We start from the raw sequence: 25,682 nt of genomic DNA on the forward strand, positions 1-25,682 counted from the left end.
TAATGCCGTTCGTGGAGTTGTTCGTTCCCAAGGGCTCGCTCGACCAGGAGCGCCGCGAGAAGATCGGCGGCCGACTGGTGTCGGAGGTGATGCTCGCGGAGGGCGCGCCGGACACCGAGGCGGCCCGGTCCATCTCGTGGCTGGTGGTCAACGAGATCGACGCCTGGTTCGTGGGCGGCCGACGGCTGCCCGCCGGGGAGAAGCCGAAATATGTGGTGCGGGTGGGTGTTCCGGCCGGTTCGATGAGCGACGACAAGCGCCGCGACATCGTGCGGCGAGTCACCCGGGTGCTCGCGGACGCCGACGAGGATCCGGCCCGCTTCACCGAGGCCGCCACCGCGTGGGTGCACATCAACGAGGTCCCGGAGGGCAACTGGGGTGCGCGCGGGGAGATCGTGCGCATCGAGGACATCGCAGCCCTGGTATCCGCCGGTTAGGTCGACACCGCCCCAGCTCACCTATGGTGCCGCGCACAACCTGCGGCGGCGGGCCCGTGGAACCCGTACCCTGGCAGATCGTGGAGTCGACCGTTACCCGGGTGCCGCTGGACGGCGTGTCGATCGCCTATCGCGACTCCGGTCCGTCGGCCGCTACGCACCCGCTGTCCGCCGTTCCCGTCCTGCTGGTGCACGGCATGGGCGGGGACGGGCACACCTGGGACCGGTTCGCCCGGCGCCTGGTGCGGCTGGGGCGCCGGGTGATCATCCCGGATCTGCGCGGCCACGGCCGCAGCGCGCACACCGATTCCTATCTGTTCGACGAGTTCGGCGCGGATGTCCTGCGGCTGTGTGACCGGCTCGGCCTGACCACCGTGGACATGGTGGGGCATTCGCTCGGCGGGTACGCGGTGTCGTGCGTGGCGATCGAGCGCCCCGACCTGGTGCGCCGCCTGGTGATCGAGGAGCAGCCGCTGCCGCTGCGCTCCGGCGACGAACAGCTCACCCTCACCCGCCGCCTGCCCACCGTGCCGGAGCTGTGGCACGCCACCACCAGCCTGATCCGGCATCCGCAGGCGGTGCTGGCATTCGACCGATCGATGACCCGGATCGCGCTGGAGCAGTTCCGCAAGCCGAATCCGCAGTGGTGGGACCGGCTGCCGGAGATCACCGCGCCCACCCTGATGCTGCGCGGCGGCCCGGGCGGCATGGTCGACCCGGAGAAGCTGGAGCTGTTCCGCGCCGCCGTCCCCGCCTGCACGGTCTGCGCCTTCGATTGCGGCCACAGCATCCACCGCGACCGCTACCGGCAATTCGCCGAGGCGACGCTGCCCTTCCTCGGCCACTGACGCGGCCGGTGCTTCTACAGTAAAACGATGTCCACCCTGGATCGTCCGACGCTGTTCTTCGCCGATGAGCAGTCGTTTCGCGAATGGCTGGAGGCCAACCACGCCGCCGTCGACGGCATCTGGCTGAAGTTCGCGAAGCGGGGCTCGGGGGTGGCGTCCCTCGATCACGCGGGCGCGTTGCGGCAGGCGCTGTGTTTCGGCTGGATCGATGGGCAGGCCCGCTCCCTCGACGACGATTACTGGATGGTCGGCTTCACCCCGCGCCGTCGTCGCAGTCCGTGGTCGCAGCGCAATATCGGCCTGGTCGAGGAGCTGATCGAGCAGGGGCTCATGCATCCGGCCGGGCATGCGGAGATCGAGCGGGCCAAGCTCGACGGGCGCTGGGCCAATGCCTACGGGCGCAGGCTCCCACAGGATTTCGTCGATGCGCTGGCGGCCGATCCGAAGGCCGCCGCCTTCTTCGAAACCCTCGACGCCCAGTCCCGGGCCGCGATCGGCTATCACCTCGGCAACGCGGTGCGGCCGGAGACGCGGGCGCGGCGGTTGGAGCAGATCATCGGCAAGCTGGCTGCGGGGCAAAGGTTCTGATGACCGGATTCGAGGGACTGTCGTGTTCCGCCGCCGCGGCCGTCGATATTCCGTTGCCGGGCAGCGCTACTCACGTCACCGGGTGGCTGTGTGTCGAGCATCCCGGGGCGTGGGGCCGCGACGTGATCGGCGACGAGGTCCTGGGGCCCGAGATCACCGCCGAACTGGCGGCGCGCACCAAGGCCGCCCGGGTGCGCCCGACCCTGATCCGGCGCCCGGGACGCAATGAATCCACCGGTGCGCGAACGGTTCTCATCGCCAGCTCCCGGCCGCGGGGTTCCTGGTGCGAACGGCTCGAGATCACCGATCTGAAGCAGCTGCTGGATCTGGACCTGCACCTGCTGAACGGCCCGGCGCCGGGAATCGGTGTGCCCGTGGACGATCCGGTACTGGTGTGCGCCCACGGCAAGCGCGATCTGTGCTGCGCGCGGCTCGGCCGCCCGATCGCGGCCCGGCTCGCCGCACAGTATCCGGACCGGGTCTGGGAGTGCTCGCACACCGGCGGCCACCGGTTCGCGCCCGCGGTGGTCCTGCTGCCCACCGGGCTGACCTACGGACGGGTGGACGGCGACGGTGCCGTCGAGGCCGTGGCCGCCGCCGACCGCAACGCGATATCGCTCGAGGGGTTCCGGGGGCGCAGTTGCTATTCCCCGGTCGAGCAGGTCGCGGAAATCGCGGTGCGCGAACGGGTTCCGGCCGCCGCCGACGATCTCACCGTGGTCTCCGCCGAGGCGGGCGATGCGCCGGGCGACCCGGCCACCGTCGCCGGTGCCGCACTCGTCACCCACCGCGACGGCCGCCGCTGGCAGGTGACGGCCCACACCGTCGCCCACGCTCCCCGCCAGGCCAGCTGTGGCGCCGCCCCCAAACCGGCCACCGCGGTCATCGCGGACCCACCCCGCGCACTGTTCTGACCGGCGGCCAGGGGACGACTCCGTCGATATCAGCTGCGCTGCCCGGCTCGGCGCCGCTCCGCGCGGTGGGCGAGGGCGTCGATGATGCGCTCCCAGGCCGGTGACGCCTCGGAGATCCGGGACGAGATCAGCCGCAGGCTCTCCGGGGTGTCGTCTCGTTCGTGTGCGATCTCCCAGGCATCCAGATCCTCGATGAGCCGGTCCAGGCGGGGATCGCTCGGATCCCAGTCCACCGCTCGGTCGCAGGCGAGATACAGGCGCACCGTCTCGGGGTCGTCGAGGCCCGCGGACTTGTCCCGGATGCGCTGCGGCACGGCCCGCGGGTCCAGCGCCTGCAGCAGGATCCACGAGTCGCGCTCGAGTCGGACCCGGCGTTCGCTGACGCCGAGGCCGCGCATCCGGTTCAGGAGGGCGACGACCTCGGGCGGCAGCACGAGGCTCTCACCGCTGGCCAGGTCGGCGATGCGGCCGCGGTATTCGGTGAGCCGGTCGATCTTGCGCTGCAGTTCGGCGTCGATGTCGGCGATGGCCGCGTCGAATTCGGCCGGTTGGGCGTGCAGCAGCGCGTCGATGCGGGCCAGCGGGACACCGGCGTCGGCGAGGGTCCTGATCCGGATCAGATCCACCGCGGCCTGCGCGCCGTAGCGGCGATAGCCGGAGGCGTCGCGCTCGGGCTCCGGTAACAGGCCGACCTGGTGATAGTGGCGAACGGTGCGCACGGTCACGCCCGCAGCAGCCGCGAGCTGGCCGATCGTCAGCACCGTCCTCCTCGGGTCTTCGGGAAACAAGATTGTGCCGAGTGTAGGGGGCTCGTACTCGGGTCTTCGGGAAGCACGATTGTGCCGAGTGTAGGAGGCGGGCTCATACTCGGGTCTTCGGGAAGCAGATTGTTTCTCGAGCCTAGGGCGGATTCAGATCCGGTCGACGACATCTCGGATCGCCTGGACCACGGCGTCGGGGCGATCGAAGCAGAGCCGGTGGTGGAGGGTGTCGGTGAGGATGCGCTGTTCCCCGCGTGAAACCCCGCCGACCAGGGCCGCATCCATTCTCGTCTTGGCGTCGAGCATCTCCCGCGAGGTCAGCTCCGGCTGGGCGGGGTCGCGGCCCGCCACGGTGAGCGCGACCACCGGGACGTCGGGAATGCCCGGCCCCGCGCGCAGTTCGGTGGCGAGGGCGGTCAGGGCGGAGCGCTCGGCGATGCCGATTCGCATCCATTCATCGCTCATCTTGGCCTCGAGCAGAGGTTGCCGGATGTGCTCCGGGTAGTCCGCGAGCAGCTCGGCGTGTATCTCGTGCAGGGCCGGGCGCATCTGCCGGAGCTGCTCCGGATCGGGCGCCATCCGCTCGACCGCGGCGAAACTCGCTGCGGGCGGCACGAACTCGTCCCAGTCGCGGTGCAGGGTGTCCAGCCAGACCATGCCCGCCACGTCCCGTGGATACAGCTGCGCGAACCGATGCGCGTAGAGCCCGCCGAGCGAATGCGCCGCGAGAACATAAGGGGCGGCGATGTTCTGGGCCCGCAACAGCTCGCGCAGCTCCGTGGCGACCGCCGCGGCGGTGCGCGGCAGCGCCAGCGGGTCGCTGTAACCCGTGCCGCCGCGGTCGTACGCCACGGCGGTGGTGAACTGCGAAACCTGTTGCTGGACACCGAAATAGTCCAGCCCTACCGCACTCGCACCCGGCAGGAACACGACGGCCGGTCCGCCGCTACCCGAGCGATGCACGAAAACTCGGCTGCCGTCGATCTCCTGAAACCCTCCGATCGGCGGCGTGAGCCGCTGCGGGGACGTGATGTCGTTCGTCATGCGACAAGCCTCCAACCCTGACGTTGCGTCAGGGTCAACCCCCTGCGTGGCAGCACTCGAACTCGGCCCCGGACATCACCTCGATGCCGGTGCGACCCCGCTCACCAGTAGGTGCCGGGGACCAGGCGTGCGGCCCGGCGCAGGGCGGTGCGGGTCACTCGGCCCGCGGCCGAGGTAGTGCGACGGGGTTCGCGTTGGGGGACAAGGGCTTCGGTATCCGAGGCGTCGTCCTGGGGGATCTCGCCCTTGGCGGCGGCGGAATCCGGCAGCGCGCGGTAGTAGCGGTGCAGGATGCGGTCCTTCAGGCGCGGGGTGAACAGGGTGCCGTATTCGGCCAGCGTGCCGAGCGGCACGTCGATGCGCTTGGGGCGTTCGGTGAGGGCCCGCACGACGGTGGCCGCGGCCCACTCGGGCGACTCCGACGGGCCCTGGTTGCCGCTCGGCGCGATCATCGGGGTGCGCACCAGCGGCATGTGGATGGTGGTGAAAGTGACGTTGTCGGCGAGCATTTCGGCCGCGGTCACCTCGGCGAACTTGTCGAGCGCGGCCTTGGAGGCCAGGTAGGCGGCGAAGCGCGGAGTAGCGACCTGCACGCCCGCGCTCGAGATGTTGACGATGTGGCCGAACTTGCGCTCGCGCATCTGCGGCAGCAGCGCCAGCGTCATCCGCACCGCGCCGAAGTAGTTCACCGCCATGGTGCGCTCGAAATCGTGCAGCCGGTCGGTGGAGCGGTGCACGGCGCGGCGGATGGACCGCCCGGCGTTGTTGACCAGCATGTCGACGTGGCCGTGCTCGTCGAGGATCGTCTTGACGGTGTGCTCGACGGATTCGGAGTCGGTGACATCGCACTGGTAGCCGTAGGCCTGGCCGCCCGCGGCCCTGATCTCGTCGACCACGGCGGACAGTTCGTCGCCGCGGCGGGCCAGTAGGAACAGCACCGCCCCCTTCTCGGCGGCGGCCACGGCGGCAGCCCGGCCGATGCCGGAGGACGCGCCGGTGATCAGGACATGTTTACCGGCCAGGTCCCGGCGGGCGCGCCGACGGGCCAGATAGCCCGGTTCGACGGCGTCCACGGGACCGCCGCCTGCGTGGTTGTCGGTCATCGCTGCTCCCTTGCACGTCGATTCGACTCGAACTTACTCCATAGTAAGTTACGCCGCCAGTGGCCATGCTCGGTGTCGAATGTATGTTCGAGTAAACTGAGACTGATCGGTTTGCCGGAGGTGTGTATGGGCTGGGGTAACGGCCCGCCGACGTGGGCGGAGATGGAGCGGGTGCTGTCCGGGCGGCCCGGCCGCGCCGACGATCCGCCCGGGGACGGCGGCGACAGCCCGGCCTGGTCGCACAAGCGCGGCAAGTATCGGGCGGGGCCGCGTCCGCGGTCCGATGCGCCGGTGGTGCCGTACGCGGAGCTGCACGCGCACTCCGCCTACAGCTTCCTCGACGGCGCCGCCCAGCCGGAGGATCTGGTGGAGGAGGCGGTGCGGCTGGGGTTGGAGGCGCTCGCGCTCACCGACCACGACGGGTTGTACGGGGTGGTGCGGTTCGCCGAGGCGGCGCGGGAGTGGGGAATGCCGACGGTATTCGGCGCCGAGCTGTCCCTGGGCGAGCCGGATTCTCCGGCAGGGGGCCTGCTTTCGTCATCCCGGTCTGCTTCCGGTCGGGGCGAGGATGCCGTGCCCGTCGATTCCGAACCGCGTGCGGGGGCCCCGGATCCCGCGGGGCCGCACCTATTGGTGCTGGCGCGTGGGCAGGAAGGTTATCGCCGTCTGTCGCGGGAGATTTCGGCCGCCCACATGGCGGCGGGGGAGAAGGGAATTCTGCGCTACGACCTGGACCGGCTCACCGAGGCCGCGGGCGGGCACTGGCAGATTCTCACCGGATGTCGCAAAGGCCCTGTGCGCCAAGCCCTGCGGCACGGTGACGCGGCGGCAACGGCGGCGCTGCGCGAACTGGTGGAGCGCTTCGGCTCGGATCGGGTGACCGTGGAACTCACCCACCACGGCATTCCCGAGGACGACGAACGCAACGCTCGGCTGGTCGCCCTCGCCGACCGGGCGGGGTTGCCCGTGATCGCCACCACCGCAGCGCATTTCGCCGCTCCGGCGCAGCGCCGTCGCGCGATGGTACTGGCGGCGATCCGGGCACGGCAGAGCCTGGACGAGATGGCCGGTTGGCTGGCTCCCGCCGGAGGCGCGCACCTGCGGTCGGGCGCCGAGATGGCACGGCTGTTCGCGGCCTGCCCGCGGGCGGTGCCCAATGCCGTTGCGCTGGCCCGGGAATGCGCCTTCGACCTGAAGCTCATCGCACCCCAGCTGCCCCCGTTCGACGTCCCGCCCGGACACGACGAGGACTCGTGGCTGCGCAAACTGGCCCTCGAAGGCGCCGCCCGGCGATACGGCCCCCGGGAGGGAAACGCCAAGGCGTACAGCCAGATCGAATACGAACTGGGGATCATCGAGCGCATGCGTTTCCACGGCTACTTCCTGGTGGTGCACGACATCGTCGCCTTCTGCAGAGACAACGGCATCCTGTGCCAGGGCCGGGGCTCGGCGGCCAACTCCGCGGTCTGCTACGCGATCGGCATCACCAACGTCGACCCGGTGGCCAACAACCTGCTGTTCGAGCGCTTTCTGTCGCCGGAGCGCGACGGCCCGCCCGATATCGACATCGATATCGAATCCGATCGCCGCGAGGAGGCCATCCAGCACGTCTACACCAAGTACGGCCGCGAGTACGCCGCCCAGGTGGCCAACGTCATCACCTATCGCGGCAAGTCGGCGGTGCGCGATGCCGCTCGGGCGCTGGGCTTTTCGCCGGGGCAGCAGGACGCGTGGAGCAAACAGGTCAACCGCTGGACCGGTGTGGCGGAGGAGACGCACACCGATATCCCCGGCGAGGTGCTGGCCCTGGCGGGCGAGATCGAGGGCCTGCCGCGGCATCTGGGCATCCACTCCGGTGGCATGGTGATCTGTGACCGCCCCGTCGCCGACGTGTGCCCGGTGGAGTGGGCGCGCATGCCCGGCCGCAGCGTATTGCAGTGGGACAAGGACGATTGCGCCGCGGCGGGGCTGGTGAAGTTCGATCTGCTCGGCCTGGGCATGCTGTCGGCGCTGCACTACATGATCGATCTGGTGCACGAGCACACCGGCGAACTCATCGAACTGCACAAGCTGGACCTGCAGGAGCGCGCGGTCTACGACATGCTGTGTCGCGCCGACTCGGTGGGGGTGTTCCAGGTGGAGTCGCGGGCCCAGATGGCCACCCTGCCGCGGCTGCGGCCGCGCGAATTCTACGACCTGGTCGTGGAGGTGGCGCTGATCCGACCCGGCCCCATCCAGGGCGGGTCGGTGCACCCCTATATCCGGCGCCGCAACGGCAGCGAGGAGGTCGTCTACGACCATGAGGCCCTGCGTAATTCGCTGTCACGCACGCTGGGTGTGCCGCTGTTTCAGGAGCAGCTGATGCAGATGGCGGTCGATGTGGCCGGGTTCAGCGCGGTGGAGGCGGATCAGCTGCGCCGGGCGATGGGATCCAAGCGCTCCACGGAGCGGATGGAGCGGCTGCGTGAGCGCTTCTACGAGGGCATGCGCGAATTACACGGTATCACAGGGGAATTGGCCGATCGCGTCTACGAGAAGGTGTACGCGTTCGCGAATTTCGGCTTCCCGGAAAGTCATTCGCAGAGCTTCGCCTCGTTGGTGTTCTATTCGGCCTGGTTCAAGCTGCATCATCCGGCGGCGTTCTGCGCGGGCCTGTTGAACGCGCAGCCGATGGGGTTCTATTCGCCGCAGTCGCTGGTCGCCGACGCCCGTCGGCACGCAGTGGTGGTGCACGGACCGGACATCAACCACAGCCGTGCCGGAGCCACGCTGGAGCGGCGCGGTACGCAGGTGCGGCTCGGGCTGGCCGCGATCCGGCACATCGGCGACGATCTGGCCGAAAAGATCGTCGCCGCACGGGGATCCGCTCCCTACACCTCGTTCCTGGATCTGACCGGGCGCGTGGAACTCACTGTGCCGCAGGCGGAGTCGCTGGCCACGGCGGGTGCGCTGGACAGCCTCGGAATCACTCGGCGACAGGCGCTGTGGGCGGCGGGTGCGGCGGCGGGGGAACGCGCCGACCGGCTGCCCGGCACGGGCGCCACCACCGCCGCCCCCGCGCTGCCCGGGATGAGCGAGCTGGAGCTGGCGGCCTCCGACGTCTGGGCGAGCGGAGTATCGCCGGGCAGCTATCCGACCGAATTCCTGCGCTCGCACCTGGATTCGCTCGGTGCGCTCCCCGCGGCGCGGTTGTCTCAGGTGCCCGATGGTTCGAAAGTGCTTGTCGGGGGCGCGGTTACGCATCGGCAGCGGCCCGCGACGGCCGCGGGCGTCACCTTCGTCAATCTCGAGGACGAGACGGGCATGGTGAATGTGGTCTGCTCGGTGGGCCTGTGGCGCCGCTACCGCCGCATCGCGCAGGGCGCCTCCGCCCTGCTGATCCGCGGCCGGGTGCAGAACGCCGAGGGCGCGGTCAGCGTAGTCGCCGAACACCTCCAACGCCTGGACCTGCGAGTAGCCTCCAAGTCCCGCGATTTCCGCTGAGCCCGCTCCCGTCCATATTCCCGCACGCCTTGCGTGCTCCCGCACCCTGTTCATGCCCCTGCAAGGGGTGCGGGAACGGGCAAGGGGTGCGAGGACTCGCGGGGCCGTGACAGGTGCGGATGGGCGTGGATACCGTGGCGGCGGACGGAGGAAGTGACGGCAAAGGGGGGTGCATGTCCGGTTCGTGTGTTGTCGATACGGATGCGGTGCTGCGGTTCGGAATCGTTGCGCTGCAGGTATTTCGGGACATCTGCGCGGTCTTCGATACGGCGGCCGAGGCGGTCGCGACGATCGCGGACCTGATTCCGCAGAGCGAGACCGCTCCGCAGTGGTGCGAATCGGCCGGTGCCGCCATCGATATCGTGCGGCGCAGCGTCGAGTGCTTCCGGCGTCTCGCCGAGCATACCGAGCAGGCCGCCGAGGCATTCGCCGCGATCGATCGCTGCCACGCCGCCGGCCTCGAGCGTTCGGCGGCCCGCATATGATCCCGCCGCGGCCGGTAGTGATGCGGTGGCGTGCGCTGGAGGCGGCGGATCTGCTGTGCGCCGAACTCGACCGGCGCATCGAGGATCTGGAGACCCTGTCGGCCACCGTGCGCGACGCCTGCCACCGGCTCGACGGCGACGGCTGGCAGGGCCTGGCCTATGACGCGGTGCTCGCCCACGTCGATGCCGCCTACCGGCACCACCAGGTGTTGTGCCAGCATGCCGAGCGCCTGCGGGAGGCCGGTGCGCGGGCACTGTCGGACCTGCACTACACGGCGCTGGCCCTGCTCGATTACGTGGCAGACGCCGAAGCCGCGGGCTGCCGGGTCGCCGACGACTGGTCGGTCACGGCCGGTGAGACCGCACAGGACTGGGCCGAGGTCATCACCGAGGCCGTGGCCGCGGTCGAGCGCGCCGACCAGCGGGGCCGCGCGGCGATCGCGGCGGTCGGCACCGAAATAACCGAATTGGCAAAAGCTTTCGACTTCCCCCGGCTGCTTCTGGACGGCTTGGGAGCCCTCCTGACGGGCGGCCCGACCCCAGCCGCGCAGGATTCCGGTGGACCTGATCGGCCCGGGGATACGCCGACAACCGACACCGGGACACCTCCGCCCCGTCCTGGTGAGGGGCCGCCGACCACCGACTCGACCAGGGTGGAGAGCGGCCCTGGGGGACCGGACACCGGCTCGACCAGGGAGGGGAGTGTCCCGGGAGACCCGACCACCGACTCGTTCGCGGCGGGGAGCGGACCGGGCGTGCTGGCGAGCGGCCTCGGCACGGCCGTCACCGCAGGGGAGTACACCGAGCCCACACCAGCGCTTCCGGGCGCCGCGAACTTCACCGAAACACACGCGGCGGCAACGGGGTCGGCGACTTCTGCTCACGACGGCCAGGTCGGTTCGGTGGCCCCTGTCCCGCGGGGCCCGATCGCGGACGCCCACCAGGGCGAACCCGATACCGGTGCCGTGGCCTCGATACCGGTTCCGCAGCCGCTGGCCGTGGTCGAGCCGCCACCGGGTGCCATCACCGCCGAGCAGCTCGTCGCGATCATGCCCGACCTGCCTCTGGACCGGGCGCAGGAGTACCTGCCCGCGCTCAATACCGCCATGGCCGAGGGCCAGATCACCACGCCGCCGCGGCAGGCCGCATTCCTGGCACAGCTGGCCCACGAGAGCTGCCAGCTCCGCTACTTCGAAGAGCTGGGCGACGACGACTATTTCAGCCAGTACGACCCGGGGCAGCCGAATACCGCCGCCGGGAACACCGAGCCGGGCGACGGTCCCCGATACCACGGCAGCGGCCCCATCCAGCTGACCGGCCGGGCCAACTACCGGGCGGCGGGCGAGGCGCTGGGCCTCGACCTCGAGGGCAATCCGGAACTCGCGGCCGCTCCGGATATCGGATTCCGGATTGCCCAGTGGTACTGGACCTCCCGCGATATCAATGCCCTCGCCGACATGGGCGATTTCGCCGCCGTCACGCAGGCCGTCAACGGCGGCTACAACGGCCTGGCCGCGCGCGAGGAGTACTTCCGCCGAGCGTTGGCGGTGCTCGGATGAGCGCCCGCGCCGCCCTGGGCGACACCCGCGCGGGGCGGTCGGCGAACATTGCTCGTGCCGATCGATGCGAGTGCCCCGGTGTCTCCGAGCAGCGCGGCAGTATCGCGTCGGGCCGTCGCTCGACCATTGTCCTGGCGGCGTTGATCTGGGCGTTGATCGCATCCGGTTGTGCCGGTGGCATTCCCGGCTCGTCGGCGCCGAAACCCACTGTGGCAGCGGAGAGTAGCGCGGGCGACCGCCCGTTCGTATACCGCACGCGGTCGGAGCTGGTGCTGGCCACGGCACAGCGGGTCATCGCACGACACTCGGGCAACTACATCGATCTCGGGTTCACACACGACGATTCACACGTCTACGCGGTCGACGACACCGGTGAGCTGACCGCGATAGCGGTACCCGGCGGCATCGGCCTACCGCATCGGGTGCCGTGCCGGTGCGAACGGGTCTTCCCGCTGCACGATGCCGTCGTCGGCTGGTGGGAGGGGCCGGATCATTTCGTGCAGGCCGATCTCCGAAGCCCGAATCCCACGGTGCGCACCCCTGTTTCACTGCCGCCGCCGGTTCCTCCCATCGCGCCGGGCAACACGCTGTCGAGCCCGAGGCTGCTCGCCGCCGACGGCCGCACGCTGATCCTCGGCAGGGTGGAGGCACCACCCCGCGTGGCCTGGGGCATCAACCACCTGACCGCCGTGGAAGTGGCCACGGGCACGGCGCGGCCGCTGGGTCGCGTGGACGAAATCAACACCGCCATCGGCACGGCCGCCCTGCGCCCGGACGGTGGAGAGCTGGTGCTGGGCGGCTATGTCCGCGACGGAAACTCCTGTGGCACAGCGCGTCTGGTCCGCATCGAGCTTGCGCAGGGCAGGCTCGAGATCCTCTATCCGCCCGCGCTGACCGGCTGTTCGGAGCTTGTCGACCTGCGCTGGGCCGAGATGGTGCCGACCGCCACGGGCCTGTTCTGGCAGCCGAATTCGCCGGATCGGCTCCTCGCGACGGCCGTCTGGACCGCGCCGGGCGCCCGCTGGGATCGGCACGGCGGCGACGACACGATCCGGCACGCGGCGCTCGCACCGGCGGTCACGCTGGAGATCCGCCGCGTCGCCCCCGGCCGGGTCCATGCCGTTCACAGTGGCGATCTGCTACTGTTCGCCGATTCCGAGATGCGTGTCCTCGACCACGAGGTGGTCGACCTGCGCCTGCCGCGTGCCCGCCCGGAGCCCCTCGGGCCGCGGATGCCGCCGGGCCTGCGGAAGGCGGGTGAAACATGCGATCGGTGGCTACGCTGCGTCCCATGAGAAAAGTGGCGGTTCTGTCGGCCGGTCTGCTGACGCTCGCACTGCTCGCCGGATGCGGCTCGGACAAGCAGGATGCCGCCGACGGACTGTCCAAGAGCGACGGACGCGCGGCGACGGCACCCGCGGCGCCGCTACGCGAGCAGGGGCCGATGAGCCCGAATCGACAGGACGACTCCACGGAGGTGACGGCCGAGCGCAAGGAGGTCGTCACCGGCAGCGTCGACATCACCACCGACGACCCGATCGGCGGCGCCACCGAGGTCGCCGACCGGGTGCGGGCCGCGAACGGACGCGTGGACGCCCGTTCCGAGCAGCCCGGCACCGACACCACCGAACCCCATGCCACGCTGACCGTCCGGCTGCCCGCGGACAAGACCGACGAGTTCATCGAGGGCTTGGGCGGAGTCGGGGAGGTCACCAGCGTCTCCACCCAGCGCGAAGACGTGACCATGCAGTGGCAGGACCTCGACGCGCGGATCAAGGCCCTGCAGGCGTCGGTCGACCGGTTGCGGGCGCTGGTCGCCGGTGCCGCCACCACCGCCGACCTGATCGCCGCCGAGAACGCGCTGTCGAGCCGGCAGGGCGAGCTCGACAGCCTCACCGCCCGCAAGCGCCAGCTGGACGACGAGGTGGCCCTGTCCACCCTCACCATCGAACTCGACACCGACGAGCCGCCGGGGTCGCGGCCCGACAACTACTGGACCCGAATCGTCGACGGCTGGCATGCACTCCTGGACGCCCTGAAGTCGACCGGCGGCGCCATCCCATGGCTCGGCTTCCTGGCAATCCTGGCCGCCCTGGCCTGGGCCATCCGTCGCATCGTACGAGCTCGCCGCCGCCCGGCCCAGGCCCCCGCCCCCGAGCCGCCGAAGCCCGAAAACCCCTCCACCCCAACAGAATCAGCGCCCGCAGAGACTCACGCAGCCAACAGCAGCGCGGACAACGGCACCGAATCTGCCAGCTCCGACGAGCGCGACGAATCGGAGAAACCTGGTGGTGCGGAGTAGGAACACACCATGTCCCCCACGCCTGACAGCGGGCGCCACCTCCCGGTTCAAGCGATCCGAGATCGACGCCTGACCCGCCCCGGTTCACACCGCCCCGGGAAACCCCAGCTGCCGCCACGCCTCGTACACCGCCACCGCCGCGGCATTGGACAGGTTCATCGAGCGCCGACCCGGCAGCATGGGGATGCGCACCTGATCGGTGATGTGGGCGTCGCCGAGCACCTCCTCGGGCAGCCCGGTCGGTTCGGGCCCGAACAGCAGCACGTCTCCCTTGCGGTACGCGATATCGGTATTGCGCGTACCGGCTCGGGTCGTGAACGCGAAAACCCGTTCGGGCCGCAGGGATTCCCATGCGGCGGCGAGGCTGCCGTGCACGGTCACCGACGCCAGATCGTGGTAGTCCAGCCCCGCCCGACGCAGCTTGGGTTCGGACAGGTCGAATCCCAGCGGCTCGATCAGGTGCAGCTGACAGCCGGTGCCGGCCGCCAGCCGGATCGCGTTGCCGGTATTGGGGGGAATCCGAGGCTCGAAGAACACGACATGGAGCACGGCCACCAGCATGCCTCATGCCACATCTGCACCGTGCGACGCGGCAATGTAAGAATCGGGGCGTGACCGAAGCCCCCGCGACTCCCGCGCCGCACCCCAGCCCGGCAGGCCGGTTCTTCCACACCCACCTGCCGATGCTGCTCGTGGTGGCGGTGCTGCTGGTGGCGGTGGTGTTCGTGGCGCAGGATCGCTGGCGTCGCGGCGCGTTCGTGATCGGCGGCGCGACGGTGCTGGCGGCGGCGCTGCGGTTGTCCCTGCCGACCGCCCGGGTGGGCCTGCTCGCGGTCCGCAGCAAGCCGTTCGACGTCGGCGCCTACACCGTGCTGGGCGCCGCCATCATCACGCTGGCCGCCACCATCAACACCCTCGGCGTCGGCTGAGGGCGCCGCGAGCGCCGTCGGCGCCGAGCGGCCGGAGTCAGTCGCGCGCGTGCGCCAGCGCGGGTTCCGGCCGCAGGTCGGCGGTCGGTGGCGGTGCGTCCGCCTCTCGCGACGTCCGGGTCGAACCGACCGTCGCCAGCACCACCAGCCCGATCCCCGCCCACTGCGCGACCCGCAGCTCCTCGCCCAGCAGCAGGAATCCGATGCCCGCGGCCACGGCCGGTTCCGCGCTCATCAGCACGCCGAAGGTCGAGGTGGGCATGCGCCGCAGCGCCTCGAGCTCGACCAGATGCGGGACGAGTGAGGAGAGCACGGCGACACCGAGCGCGCACAGCGGCAGCAGCGGATCGGCCAGCAGCGCACCGGCATCGGCGACCACGAACGGCAGCGCCATCAGCCCGCCGAACGCCATCGCCAGCGCGAGACCGTCGCTGTCGCTGGTGCGTTCGCCCAGCACCGCGCTGCAGGCCACATAGCTGCCCCAGCCGATCCCGGCCGCGACCGCGAACAGCACACCGGTCCACGACACCGGCCCGCCGGACCGCATCAGCAGCACGACACCGGCCCCGGCCAGCACCACCCACATCGCGTCCAGTCGCCGGCGCGAACTCGCCAGCGCGACCGTCAGCGGTCCGAGGAACTCGATGGTGACCGCCATGCCCAGCGGAATGCGGTCGATCGCCGCGTAGAAGCAGAGGTTCATCCCCGCGATGGCCGCGCCGAATCCGGCGATGGCGGGGAGCGCGCGCCGGTCCACGCGCAGGGCGGGCCGCCACACCAGCAGCGCGATGAGCCCAGCGAGCAGCAACCGCACACCGGCGGCGGTGGTGGCGCCGGTCAGCTCGAGCAGGTATTTGGCGACGGCGGAGCCGAGCTGAATGCCGACCATGCTGCCGAGCACCAGCATCGGCGCGGGCACGGTCGCGAACACGCGCGTCGGCAGGGCCCGTAAGGGAAGCTGATCGGCCGAGGTGACGGCCACGAGTACTCCGTTCCGGCGGCACGCCCCACCGACCGGACCTCGCCCGGCGGGGGCAGCCACCACTATGAATTACGTTGTGCTGCAATGGGAACAAAGGGAAATGGTGTACCTCCATACCTCCATTTCCGGTGTTCCTCGCCACTGGTTGCGGGGCGTTCCTCACCACTGTTTCCGGCGCGTCTCACCACTCGTTTCCCGGCGTTCCTCACCACTGGTTTCCGGCGCGTCTCACCACTGGTTTCGGGCGTTCCTCACCACTGTTTCCGGCGCGTCTCACCACTCGTTTCCCGGCGTTCCTCACCACTCGTTCCCGGCGTTCCTCACCACTCGTTCCCGGCGTTCCTCACCACTCGTTTCCCGGCGCCTCACCACTCGTTTCCCGGCGCGTTTTTGGCCGGGATCCTCGTGCGGTCCGGGAGATTCCGGCCAAAAGCACGCCGGAATGCGGAGGCGGAATGAGTGGGTCGGAGGTAGGAGCGGAATGAGTGCGCCGGAGCAGGGCAGGCTGAGTGTGCCGGAAGTACGAGGCGGGGAGGAATGAATACCCGCACCGTGCGGACGGCTCAGACCGGGCCCGGCTCCGGCACGTTACGAGGAACGAAATGCCTTGCGGCCGCGAGGTATTCGCGCGGCGGCCGAGGCTCAGTGCAACCGTGTCCCACGGGGTAACCGTATCTCACGAAGGAAAAGGTAGATAGCCAGAGCAACGGTTTGTTAACGGGCTCATTGCTGAATAGCGTTCACCGCGTGGCGGATTGCCTCGCGGGCTGTGATCCCCGGCATCGCGGCGCGGCGCCGGGCATGACGCTCAGCGCCCGGCTCGCCCCGATCGCACCAGCTCCATCGTCTCCGTCAGCAGCTTGCCGACCGCCTCGGTCTCGGTGAGGAAGCCGTCGTGCCCGTCGCGCGAGTGCACGATCTCGAGACCCTTGCAGCCGGGCAGCAGATCGGCCAGCTCCTGCTGGGTGCGCAGCGGGTAGAGCCGGTCGGAGTCGACGCCGCCGACGATGCACGGCACGGGGGTGGCGGACAGCGCCGCCTCGATCCCGCCGCGCCCGCGGCCCACGTCGTGCCGGTTCATCGCCTCGGTCAGCAGCACGTAGGTGGCGGCGTCGAAGCGCCCCACCAGCTTCTTCGCCTGATACTCCAGGTAGCTCTGCACCGCGTAGCGGCCGCCGTCGCGGGGGTCCTCGTCGCCCTGCGCATGGTTCTCGAAGCGGTGGTCCAGCTCGAATTCGGTGCGATAGCTCAGGTGCGCGATGCGGCGCGCGATCCCCAGCCCGGCGGTCGGCGCCCGTCCGGTGCCGTGATAGTTGCCGCCCTGCCAGTCCGGATCGGCCCGGATGGCCGCGATCTGGGTGGTCTGGGTGCCGATCTGATCGGCGGTGGCGCGCGCGCCGACGGCCAGCACCAGCGCGGCCTCCACCCGCTGCGGATGACCGGCCATCCACTCCAGCACCCGCATGCCGCCCATGGACCCGCCGACGACCGCGGCGAGCCGCTCGATGCCCAGCAGGTCGCACAGCGCCACCTCGGCGGTCACCTGGTCGCGAATCGAGATCTCGGGAAACCGTGCGCCCCAAGGCTTTCCGTCGGGGGCGGGGGAGGAGGGCCCGGTGCTGCCCTTACAGCCGCCGAGCACATTGGTGGCGATCACGCACCATTCGTCGGTGTCCAGCGCGGCGCCCGGACCCACGATGCCGTCCCACCAGCCCGGCAGCGAATGCAGTTCGTCGGGCCCGCCGACCACGTGTGAATCCCCGGTGAGCGCGTGCTCGACCAGCACGATGTTGTCCAGCGCGGGCGACAGCTCGCCCCAGCGCTGCACGGCCAGCTCGACGTCGGGAACCACCGCGCCGCTCTCGAGCCGCACGCCTCCGATGGCGATGGTGCCGAGTCGTCCATCAGGGAGTGGCAGCAGCTGTGCCGCGACGGCCGCGGTGCTCGGTTCGACGCCCACGGTCACCGTGCCGCCTGCTTCCCGGGCGCCGCGGGCACCGGGTGGATGACAAGGGAACGCACATCCCCGATGTTATCGGCACGTCCGTGCAACTCTGACGGGTCCGTGCACTTCGCGGACGCGGTCGGGTCGCTCATGTTCTACTCCAGAATGTCGCGCTTGCCCTCGGCTCTCGAGGGCCGGGTCATCACCCGGAGCACCCCACCGCAACTGGAGGGTTGCCGGCCAGCAAGCCGGGGCTTCGCGCTGGCACTCATGACCTGATTTGGATGGTAACCGATCACCCGCGGGACGGGCCAGGGGAGGGTCGGCGCTCCCGCGCCTGTCTGATTACTCACAGCGCGATCTCTCAATGGGACGGCCCCTGGAAGTGAGACCCAGCGCACCAGTACGCTTGTCTTGTTTAGACCTCGAGTCCCCGTGGACAACACGGGGCGTATACGTTGTCTGTTGAACAGCTAGGGTCCGCTCACAAGCGTGTTCACCTGGCCGTGCAATGGGAGCACCTTCCTAGGAGGACACGAAGATCCATGTCCAAGATCAAGGTTGAAGGTACCGTCGTCGAACTCGATGGCGACGAGATGACCCGGATCATCTGGCAGTTCATCAAGGACAAGCTGGTCCACCCGTACCTCGACATCAATCTCGAGTATTACGACCTCGGTATCGAGTATCGGGACAAGACCGACGATCAGGTGACCGTCGACGCCGCCAATGCCATCAAGAAGCACGGCGTCGGCGTCAAATGCGCCACCATCACCCCCGATGAGGCGAGGGTCGAGGAGTTCGGCCTGAAGAAGATGTGGCGGTCGCCCAACGGCACCATCCGCAACATTCTGGGCGGCACGATCTTCCGCGCCCCGATCATCATCTCCAACGTGCCGCGCCTGGTTCCGGGCTGGACGAAGCCCATCATCATCGGCCGCCACGCGTTCGGTGACCAGTACCGCGCCACCGACTTCAAGGTGCACCAGGCGGGCACCGTCACGATCCAGTTCACCCCGGAGGACGGCAGCGAGCCGATCGTCCACGAGGTCGTGAAGATGCCCGAGGACGGCGGCGTCGTCATGGGCATGTACAACTTCAAGAAGTCCATCGAGGACTTCGCGCGGGCCTCGCTGAACTACGGCCTGCAGCAGAACTACCCGGTCTACATGTCGACCAAGAACACGATCCTGAAGGCCTACGACGGCATGTTCAAGGACACGTTCCAGGAGATCTACGAGACCGAGTTCAAGGAGGAGTTCGACGCCGCGGGCCTGACCTACGAGCACCGGCTGATCGACGACATGGTCGCCTCCGCGCTGAAGTGGGAGGGCGGCTACGTCTGGGCCTGCAAGAACTACGACGGCGACGTGCAGTCCGACACCGTGGCGCAGGGCTTCGGCTCGCTGGGCCTGATGACCTCGGTGCTGCTGACCCCGGACGGCAAGACCTGTGAGGCGGAGGCCGCGCACGGCACCGTCACCCGGCACTTCCGTCAGCACCAGCAGGGCAAGCCGACCTCCACCAACCCGATCGCCTCGATCTTCGCGTGGACCCGCGGCATCGCCCATCGCGGCAAGCTGGACAACACCCCCGAGGTGATCGGCTTCGCGCAGACCCTCGAGGATGTCGTCATCAAGACCGTCGAGGACGGCCAGATGACCAAGGACCTGGCGCTGCTGGTCGGCGGCGACCAGGGCTACCTGACCACCGAGGAGTTCCTCGGCGTCCTCGACGCCAACCTGGCCCGCGAACTCCGCTAGCCGAGGTCGAACGCACGGGCACCCGCCCCACCGTTCCGGTGGCCGCGGGTGCCCGACTTGTCTGCGCTCGGGCATGCGAGTGGTGGGGGGTAGGGTGATGTCGGTGACAGGGGGCTTCGGTGGGGGGCTCGGGTGGGATGGCTGTCTCGTTGAAAGCGTTTGCGCGGCAGCATCGTTCGGGTTCGGTGCCGAAGTTGTGCGGATCGACCGGCAAGAGGGTGATACCGACAATTCGGCGCGGTGAGTGAGATCACGTTTGATCGGGGATGCGCGGGCGTTCGCCGCCGTGTTGCGCTGGGGCGTGGCCTCCGTACTCGGGCCCGCCGCGGCCTCCTCCCAGACCTCGTCCACCTCCTCGACGCCGCCTCCGCGCGGCACCGCCGACGTACCCGTAACCGGCATCCCCGTCGTCGATCTTCCCGAGCGGCGCGGGTGGCACCTCCCCGCGATGCTGGCGCTGGCGCTCGGCGGCTTCGGCATCGGCACCACCGAATTCGTCACCATGGGTTTGCTGCCGGATATCGCGCAGGCCATGGGTGAGTCCGAACCGACGGCCGGGCACGCCGTGTCCGCGTACGCGCTCGGGGTCGTGGTGGGCGCGCCCGTCATCGCCGCGCTGTGCGCCCGGATGCCGCGCAAGAAGCTGCTGATCGCCCTGATGGTGGCGTTCACCGTGGGCAACGTCGCGACGGTGCTGGCGCCCTCCTTCGGCGCGCTGATCGCCGCGCGGTTCGTCTCGGGCCTGCCGCACGGCGCCTACTTCGGCGTGGCATCGCTGGCCGCCGCGACACTCGCGCCGGTGGGACAGCGGGCCAAAGCGGTTGCCGCCGTTATGCTGGGCCTGAGCGCCGCCAATGTCGTCGGCGTTCCCGCCGCCACCTGGCTGGGCCAGCATCTGGGCTGGCGCGATGCCTACGTGGTGGTCGCGGTCATCGGCCTGGCGACGGTGCTCGCCATCGCGAAGTTCGTCCCGGAACTCACCGGAATCCGCGTCACCGATCCGCGCACGGAACTCGGTGCGCTGCGCCGCTCCCAGGTGCTGCTGACGCTGCTGGTCGGCGCGGTCGGGTTCGGCGGAATGTTCGCCGTCTACACCTACATCACCACCACCCTCACCGATGTGGCGGGCATGCCGGTGGGCCTGGTGCCGATCGTGCTGGCGCTGTTCGGCCTCGGCATGATCGCCGGGAACATTCTCGGCGGGGTGCTGGCCGATCGCGGAGTGGACGGTGCCGTCTTCGCGGCGCTGGTGTCGATGGTCGTGATTCTCGCCGGATTCGTTGCGGCCGCGCACAATCCGTTCACCGCCGGTGCCGGTGCCTTCCTGGTCGGCGCCTCGGGTGCGGCGCTGGCCCCCGGACTGCAAACCCGGCTGATGGATGTCGCGCACGACGCCCAGACGCTCGCCGCGGCCCTCAACCATGCCGCCCTGAACATCGCCAACGCCGGTGGTGCCTGGCTGGGCGGGCTGGTGATCGCGGCGGGCCTCGGCTACACCGCTCCGGCGGTCGTCGGCGCCGGGCTGGCCGTCGCTGGCGTGCTGCTGTTCACCGTGACCGTGTGGCTCGCGCGGCGCGCGGCGGCCTGACGTTCGCGGGGTTCCTTTCTTTTCCAGTGACCAATAGTGATCTGGTACACATCCGCCATCCATTTTGGGGGCTTAGAACAAACCTGGAGTTTGTTAATATCGTCGGCGTATCCGCGGATATCAAAATCAGACCGTGCTGGCGACAAGGGTGTCTTCGCTCGGGAGACGGTCGATCCCGATCAATCAATCGAACGAGCGATTGCTGTGGCCTTACTTTGGGGAGGAAGCATGCACGGCAGGGAACAGATTGGTAAACCGGAGGGATCGATCTTCCGGATGAGAATTCACAATCACGACACCGCCCCCGCGGAGCGCCTCGACCACTGGAACGAACTGACCGGACTCACCCGCTACGGCTCCGCCGGAATGCCCGAGATTCGCGGCGAGCGGACCTTCGCCGCGGACTACACCGGCAGCTGGTTCGGCGATACCGGAGTCGTCGCGGGCGAGATGGACGGCGGCGTGTTCGTCATGGATCGGGGGCGGACCGAGGCCGTCGACTCGGGGCGGGTGCAGCTGATGCTCACGGGGAACACGCCGCACCTGGTCGACCTCGGCTCGGACCGCCGCGAGATTCCGCCGCGCTCGGTGATCCTGCAGTTCAACAGCCGCCCGCGCACCACGCTGCGCCCCGCCCACGACCACATGCTGTTCGTCGACATCGATGCCGCGCGGTTGACCGTCGCCCCCGAGATCCTGCGGCGGGCCTGTTTCACGGCGCTTCCGGTCGACACGGGGCTGGTCGAGCTGTTCGCGCAGGCGGCGATGCGCCTGCTGGCCGGGCCGCGGCACGACCCGCAGGCCGCGGGCAACTTCCTGGTGAGCCTGGTCGATCTGGTGGTCCGCAACGCCTTCTCCGACGAGCTCGCGCTGACCGAGACGATGCCCGCGCGCCGGGTGCAGGCGCTGCGCGTGATGCAGGACAATCTGTCCAATGCGGAATTCAGCGCCGAGAATCTGGCCGCCGCGCTGAATATTTCGCGGCGCAGCCTCTTCCAGCTGTTCGACGACGGCGATCCGCCGATGTCGGTGCTGCGGCGGATGCGTACCGCGTTCGCGAAGGATATTTTGTCCGATCCGGCGCAGGACATATTGACAATGGACCAGATCGCGAAGATGTGCGGATTTCGTACCGCGCGCGGTCTGGGTATCGCATTCCAGCGAGAATTCGGCCGCGCCCCGAGCGACTATCGCCGCATCCGTCCGGCGGCGGTACCGGACGGTTCGAGGTCGGGCCGGATGTCTCGGTGTACGGCAATTGCGCGAGCTGACGCCCGGTCAGGACAGCTGACTCAAGGGCACCAGGGCGGTGGCGGCGAATCCGGTCAGCGCGACGCCCGTGCGGATCGCGTGGTACCGCCGCCATTTGTCGCGGGCACCCGCCCAGCCGTCCGGGAAGTCCGGTCCGGCCCAGCGATCGGCCTGGACGTTCAGCGGCACGAGCACGGCCAGCGTCAGGACGATGGTGGTCAGCAGCGCGGCCAGGGCGACGACGCTGCCGGTCACCGCCAGCGGCGGCCCGCCGAGGCCGAGCAGCAGCACCATGGTCGCCGAGCCGAGGCCGACGGCGAAGACGGCGGGCATCAAGCGACCGTAGTCGCGATTGACGGCCTGCCAATACTCCACGTAGGCGGGCGGGCTGAGCCGCGCCAGGCTGGGATTGGCGGCGATCCCGAACGAGAGCCCCGCGAACAGCCCGGATGTCAACAGTGACAGCGCAATCGACACGGTGTACACGGCCCACCCCGTTTCCCACGACATCGACTCGGATCTCAGCTCCGGGACTCGCCGCGGCGCGCGCCCGAAACGTACACGGCGGCAACGGCATACAGGACGGCGCCGATACCGGCCGACACGCCCATGCTGGGCAGGCCGTTGACCAGTCCGATCACCGCGTCGCCGAGTTGGACGATACCGGACACGACGAGTATCGGGGTGGGATCGACGCGGTCGCGGCGCACGATGACATACAGCGCCGCCAGCCCGAGCGGGATGTTGCGGACCGCGATGAGGGCACCGAAGAACTGCACCCCCGAGGTGACGGCGTCCTCGGGCGGCAGCATGTTCGACTGCGCGAACAGGCCGATGAATCCGAAGGCGGCGACGACGATGCTGAAGACGCCGGACAGTGCCAGCGTCACCCGGGCGGCGACGGGATATGCCTGCTGCCGGGTACCGGAAAGCGAAACCATGACTGACTCCTTGTCGGTCGATGAGCGAGCGAGGTCAGGCGCGCGTTGCCGCGGGCAACTCGGCGCCGGGTACGGACGTGTTCTCGATTGCGGCGGTGGCCGCGATCTCGGGCTCGGCGTGGGTGCGGCGGCGGATCAGCACGACGGTGACCACCGCCCCGGCGAGCCCGGCCAGCCCGGCCGTGTGCAGGGTGACGTTGAGGCCGGAGGCGAATGCGGCGTGGATGGCCTCGGCCAGCGCAGCGCGCTGCGCCTCTGGGGCCTGCGCCACGATCTGACCGCCGCCGCCGGAGGCGATCGTGCGCGACAACTCGCCCGTGTCGCCGCCGATGCCGCGGTCGCTCAGCACCTGGGCCGCCCGGCTCTGGAATACGGTGCCCAGCACCGCGATTCCGAATACCAGTCCCAGCTGCCGCGCGGTGTTGACCGCGCCCGCGGCCATGCCGCCGCGCTCCACCGGGACCGTCGACATCGCGCTCGACACCAGGATCGGGGTGGCCAGTCCGACGCCGCAGCCCGTGATGACCAACCCGGCCTGCAGCCGGAGCCAGCTCGAATCGGGTGTCAGGATGCCTTGTGCCGCAGCGCCGATGGCGATCAGCACGAGTCCGCCGCCGATGATCCAGCGCGGATTCGAATCATGCAGGTTCCGCCCGATCGCCCCGCTGACCACGAATCCGGCCAGCGCCAGCGCGACCGCTCCGGCCAGCCCCGCGGAGATCGGGCTCATGCCGCGATCGTCCTGCAGCCACAGCGCGGTGTAGAGCAGGTACCCGAACGCGGCGAAGTTCAGCAGTCCGGAACCGAGCAGGATCCCGGCGAACTCGCGGTTGCGCAGCAGTCGCAGCTCCAGGATCGGCTGCGGGACAACCATTTCCGCCACCACGAAACCGGCCAGCGCGACCGCCGCCACCGCGAACGAGCCGAGCACCAGCGCATCGGACCAGCCGCGCGGGCCCGCCTCGATGAGCCCGTAGGTGAGCGCGGCCGCCGCCAGGGTGAAGGTCGCGATGCCCGCGACGTCGAGCCTGCGCTGCCGGTCGCCGCCCGCATTCGTGAAGGCGCGCAACGACAGCGCGATGGCCAGCACGGTGATCGGGACGTTGACGAAGAACACCCACTGCCACGACAGCCACTCGGTGAGTACCCCGCCGAGTACCGGGCCGACCGCACCCGCGGCACCGGCCGTGGCGCCCCAGACGCCGAAGGCGATTCCGCGGTCCTTACCGGTGGTGTAGGCGGCGTTGAGCAGCGCGATGCTGGTGGCCAGCATGGCCGCGCCGCCGATGCCCTGCACCGCCCGGGCGCCGACGACCACCTGCAGATTCGTCCCGAGTCCGGCGACCAGGGACGCGATCGCGAAGACCGCCAAGCCGTAGACGTAAATCCGGACGTGCCCGAGGCGGTCGGCGAGCCCGCCCGCGCCGAGCAGTACGGCGCCGAGCGCCAGCGCGTAGGCGTTGACCACCCATTGCAGATCGGCCAGCCCGGCATCGAGATCGGCGGCCATCTGCGGGATAGCGACGTTGACGATGGTCACGTCGATCAGCAACATCAGTGTGCCCAGCGCCACGGCGCCGAGCGGAACCCATTTCCGCATCTCAGTTCCTTCGAATGGGATTGTGCCCGTGACGTCGTTGTCGTCGCCCATGCTGGCAGCGCCGCCGAGCCGTTGACAGGTTCCGGCCTCAGAATGAGGATTAGTTCCATGAACCCCATAGATCTGGGAAATTTCATCGCGATCGACGAGCTGGATATGAAGATCATCCAATGCCTGTCGATCTATCACCGTGCCCCGGTGACGGTGTTGTCCCAGGTCCTGGGCGCGTCCGAGCAGACGATCGGCCGCCGCTACCGCCGCCTGGTCTCGGAGGGGATCCTGCGCATCAGCGGGCTCGTCGGCGGCGACGACACCGCGCAGAGCACCTGGACGCTGCGGCTGCGGTGCAGCGCGCAGTCGGCCGACCAGATCTGCGCCACGCTGGCCCGCCGCGCCGATGTGTCGTGGGTGTCGATCGCGGCGGGTGGCTCGGAGATCATCTGCAACATCCACTGCCGCACGATGCAGGACCGCGAATCGCTGCTGCTGAATCGTTTGCCGAAAACCCGTGCGGTGGACCGGGTTTACGCGCACGAATGGATCCACCGCTTCGCCAAGACGAAGGGCGCCGACTGGCAGGCGTACGGCGACTATCTCACCGACGAGCAGTTCGGCGACTTGTCCGCGCAGATACCGGCGCGGCCGCGGACCGCGCCGCGCGGGCGGACCGAGGTGCTGCCCGAGGATCTGCCGATGCTGAATCTGCTTGCGGCGGACGGCCGGACCAGCGTGGCGCGCCTGGCGCAGGCCACGCGGCAGTCGCACGGGCGTACCGCGCGCCGGTTGGATGCCCTGATGGAGAGCGGAACCCTGGTCTTCGACATCGATCTCGCTTACGAGCTGCTGGGCTTCCGCTCGCTGGCCTACCTCTGGCTGACAGTGCACCCGCAGCACCTCGCCGAGGCGGGCCAGCTGCTGGCCGACCAGCCCGAGGTCCCCTTCGTCGTCGCGATCACCGGCACCGCCAACCTCCTGGCCTCGGTGGTCTGCCGCACCGCCGAGGACCTGTACGCCTTCATCACCACGAAAGTCCGCCTCCTGGAAGGACTTACGATGGTCGAGACCTCCCCGGTAATTCGCACGGTCAAGCAGGCGGGCGCGCTCCGCAACGGCCTGCGCCTAGCGGTCGCGTCGGGGTCGCCGGTGGAATCTTCCTGAG

At 69.6% G+C, this 25,682-nt stretch carries 21 protein-coding genes, 2 pseudogenes and 1 riboswitch; of the genes and pseudogenes, 14 read left to right on the forward strand and 9 right to left on the reverse strand.

Translation table 11 applies throughout. From position 1 onward, the window contains the following. The first annotated feature begins 2 nt into the window (after positions 1-2). The 4 genes from QH290_RS28405 to QH290_RS28420 all read left to right on the forward strand — a co-directional run bounded on the left by QH290_RS28405 (position 3) and on the right by QH290_RS28420 (position 2,787). Complete coding sequence (locus tag QH290_RS28405; RefSeq protein WP_280386244.1) at positions 3-437, forward strand: tautomerase family protein; 435 nt, start codon at positions 3-5, stop codon at positions 435-437. A gap of 80 nt (positions 438-517) precedes the next feature. After that, a complete protein-coding gene (locus QH290_RS28410) occupies positions 518-1,285 on the forward strand; it encodes an alpha/beta fold hydrolase (RefSeq protein ID WP_280261933.1) in 768 nt (255 codons plus the stop codon). Positions 1,286-1,312: 27 nt separating this feature from the next. Then, a complete protein-coding gene (locus QH290_RS28415) occupies positions 1,313-1,873 on the forward strand; it encodes a YdeI/OmpD-associated family protein (RefSeq protein ID WP_280261935.1) in 561 nt (186 codons plus the stop codon). Next, a complete protein-coding gene (locus tag QH290_RS28420) occupies positions 1,873-2,787 on the forward strand; it encodes a ferredoxin family protein (protein WP_280261936.1) in 915 nt (304 codons plus the stop codon). Before QH290_RS28415 ends, QH290_RS28420 begins: the two co-directional genes overlap by 1 nt. A 29-nt stretch (positions 2,788-2,816) precedes the next feature. Here QH290_RS28420 and QH290_RS28425 read toward each other — a convergent pair whose 3' ends face one another. The 3 genes and pseudogenes from QH290_RS28425 to QH290_RS28435 all read right to left on the reverse strand — a co-directional run. Beyond that, complete coding sequence (locus tag QH290_RS28425; RefSeq protein WP_280261937.1) at positions 2,817-3,548, reverse strand: MerR family transcriptional regulator; 732 nt, start codon at positions 3,546-3,548, stop codon at positions 2,817-2,819. 150 nt (positions 3,549-3,698) lie between these two features. Continuing rightward, a complete protein-coding gene (locus QH290_RS28430; RefSeq protein WP_280386246.1) occupies positions 3,699-4,592 on the reverse strand; it encodes an alpha/beta fold hydrolase in 894 nt (297 codons plus the stop codon). A gap of 101 nt (positions 4,593-4,693) precedes the next feature. After that, positions 4,694-5,614, reverse strand: a pseudogene (locus tag QH290_RS28435) (SDR family NAD(P)-dependent oxidoreductase); the annotation flags it as partial. Positions 5,615-5,821: 207 nt separating this feature from the next. On the opposite strand from QH290_RS28435, the gene QH290_RS28440 reads away from it, so the two are divergent. The 5 genes from QH290_RS28440 (at position 5,822) to QH290_RS28460 (ending at position 13,524) form a co-directional block, all read left to right on the forward strand. Beyond that, the gene (locus tag QH290_RS28440) at positions 5,822-9,178 is read left to right on the forward strand and encodes an error-prone DNA polymerase (protein WP_280386248.1); all 3,357 of its coding nucleotides are present in this window, start codon (positions 5,822-5,824) and stop codon (positions 9,176-9,178) included. A gap of 173 nt (positions 9,179-9,351) precedes the next feature. Beyond that, a complete protein-coding gene (locus QH290_RS28445) occupies positions 9,352-9,663 on the forward strand; it encodes a hypothetical protein (RefSeq protein ID WP_280261941.1) in 312 nt (103 codons plus the stop codon). Positions 9,664-9,683: 20 nt separating this feature from the next. Beyond that, positions 9,684-11,222: a glycoside hydrolase family 19 protein gene (locus tag QH290_RS28450; protein ID WP_280386250.1), complete on the forward strand. Its 1,539-nt coding sequence runs from the start codon at positions 9,684-9,686 to the stop codon at positions 11,220-11,222. Beyond that, entirely contained in the window at positions 11,219-12,517 is a 1,299-nt protein-coding gene (locus tag QH290_RS28455; protein WP_280386252.1) for a hypothetical protein, read from the forward strand. The genes QH290_RS28450 and QH290_RS28455 overlap by 4 nt, the downstream gene beginning before the upstream one ends. Further along, positions 12,514-13,524, forward strand: a complete 1,011-nt coding sequence (locus tag QH290_RS28460; RefSeq protein ID WP_280386254.1) for a DUF4349 domain-containing protein — start codon at positions 12,514-12,516, stop codon at positions 13,522-13,524. The genes QH290_RS28455 and QH290_RS28460 overlap by 4 nt, the downstream gene beginning before the upstream one ends. Positions 13,525-13,608: 84 nt before the next feature. Here QH290_RS28460 and QH290_RS28465 read toward each other — a convergent pair whose 3' ends face one another. Next, entirely contained in the window at positions 13,609-14,085 is a 477-nt protein-coding gene (locus QH290_RS28465; protein WP_425303659.1) for a tRNA (cytidine(34)-2'-O)-methyltransferase, read from the reverse strand. Positions 14,086-14,207: 122 nt separating this feature from the next. Between QH290_RS28465 and QH290_RS28470 the strand changes: the two genes are divergently transcribed. Next, positions 14,208-14,453, forward strand: a complete 246-nt coding sequence (locus tag QH290_RS28470; RefSeq protein WP_280261957.1) for a DUF3017 domain-containing protein — start codon at positions 14,208-14,210, stop codon at positions 14,451-14,453. Between the two features lie 37 nt (positions 14,454-14,490). Here the strand turns inward: QH290_RS28470 and QH290_RS28475 are convergent, their stop codons facing one another. Together QH290_RS28475 and metX are read right to left on the reverse strand one after the other, a co-directional pair. Next, the gene (locus QH290_RS28475) at positions 14,491-15,435 is read right to left on the reverse strand and encodes an EamA family transporter (RefSeq protein WP_280386256.1); all 945 of its coding nucleotides are present in this window, start codon (positions 15,433-15,435) and stop codon (positions 14,491-14,493) included. A gap of 808 nt (positions 15,436-16,243) precedes the next feature. Then, positions 16,244-17,401, reverse strand: a complete 1,158-nt coding sequence (metX, locus tag QH290_RS28480) for a homoserine O-acetyltransferase MetX (protein WP_280386258.1) — start codon at positions 17,399-17,401, stop codon at positions 16,244-16,246. Positions 17,402-17,545: 144 nt separating this feature from the next. Further along, a riboswitch (SAM riboswitch) is annotated at positions 17,546-17,656 on the reverse strand. A gap of 269 nt (positions 17,657-17,925) precedes the next feature. On the opposite strand from metX, the gene QH290_RS28485 reads away from it, so the two are divergent. The 3 genes and pseudogenes from QH290_RS28485 to QH290_RS38230 form a co-directional block, all read left to right on the forward strand. Beyond that, the gene (locus QH290_RS28485; protein ID WP_280261953.1) at positions 17,926-19,143 is read left to right on the forward strand and encodes an NADP-dependent isocitrate dehydrogenase; all 1,218 of its coding nucleotides are present in this window, start codon (positions 17,926-17,928) and stop codon (positions 19,141-19,143) included. Positions 19,144-19,591: 448 nt separating this feature from the next. Next, a complete protein-coding gene (locus QH290_RS28490; protein WP_280386299.1) occupies positions 19,592-20,731 on the forward strand; it encodes an MFS transporter in 1,140 nt (379 codons plus the stop codon). Between the two features lie 915 nt (positions 20,732-21,646). Beyond that, positions 21,647-21,916: pseudogene (locus QH290_RS38230) on the forward strand (helix-turn-helix domain-containing protein); the annotation flags it as partial. Between the two features lie 93 nt (positions 21,917-22,009). Here QH290_RS38230 and QH290_RS38235 read toward each other — a convergent pair. Genes QH290_RS38235 through QH290_RS28505 form a run of 3 tightly spaced genes read right to left on the reverse strand, consistent with a single transcriptional unit; the run spans position 22,010 to position 24,523 of the window. Continuing rightward, a complete protein-coding gene (locus QH290_RS38235) occupies positions 22,010-22,492 on the reverse strand; it encodes an anthrone oxygenase family protein (RefSeq protein ID WP_425303660.1) in 483 nt (160 codons plus the stop codon). Positions 22,493-22,503: 11 nt separating this feature from the next. Then, positions 22,504-22,923, reverse strand: a complete 420-nt coding sequence (locus QH290_RS28500) for a hypothetical protein (RefSeq protein ID WP_280386261.1) — start codon at positions 22,921-22,923, stop codon at positions 22,504-22,506. Between the two features lie 34 nt (positions 22,924-22,957). Then, on the reverse strand, positions 22,958-24,523 hold the full coding sequence (locus tag QH290_RS28505; RefSeq protein WP_280386263.1) for an MFS transporter: 1,566 nt from the start codon (positions 24,521-24,523) through the stop codon (positions 22,958-22,960). A 108-nt stretch (positions 24,524-24,631) separates the two neighbouring features. On the opposite strand from QH290_RS28505, the gene QH290_RS28510 reads away from it, so the two are divergent. Then, positions 24,632-25,681, forward strand: a complete 1,050-nt coding sequence (locus QH290_RS28510) for an Lrp/AsnC family transcriptional regulator (RefSeq protein ID WP_280386265.1) — start codon at positions 24,632-24,634, stop codon at positions 25,679-25,681. The last annotated feature ends 1 nt before the right edge of the window (position 25,682 follow it).

Source organism: Nocardia wallacei, from assembly GCF_029869545.1.
GTDB classification, from domain to species: Bacteria; Actinomycetota; Actinomycetes; order Mycobacteriales; family Mycobacteriaceae; genus Nocardia; species Nocardia wallacei_A.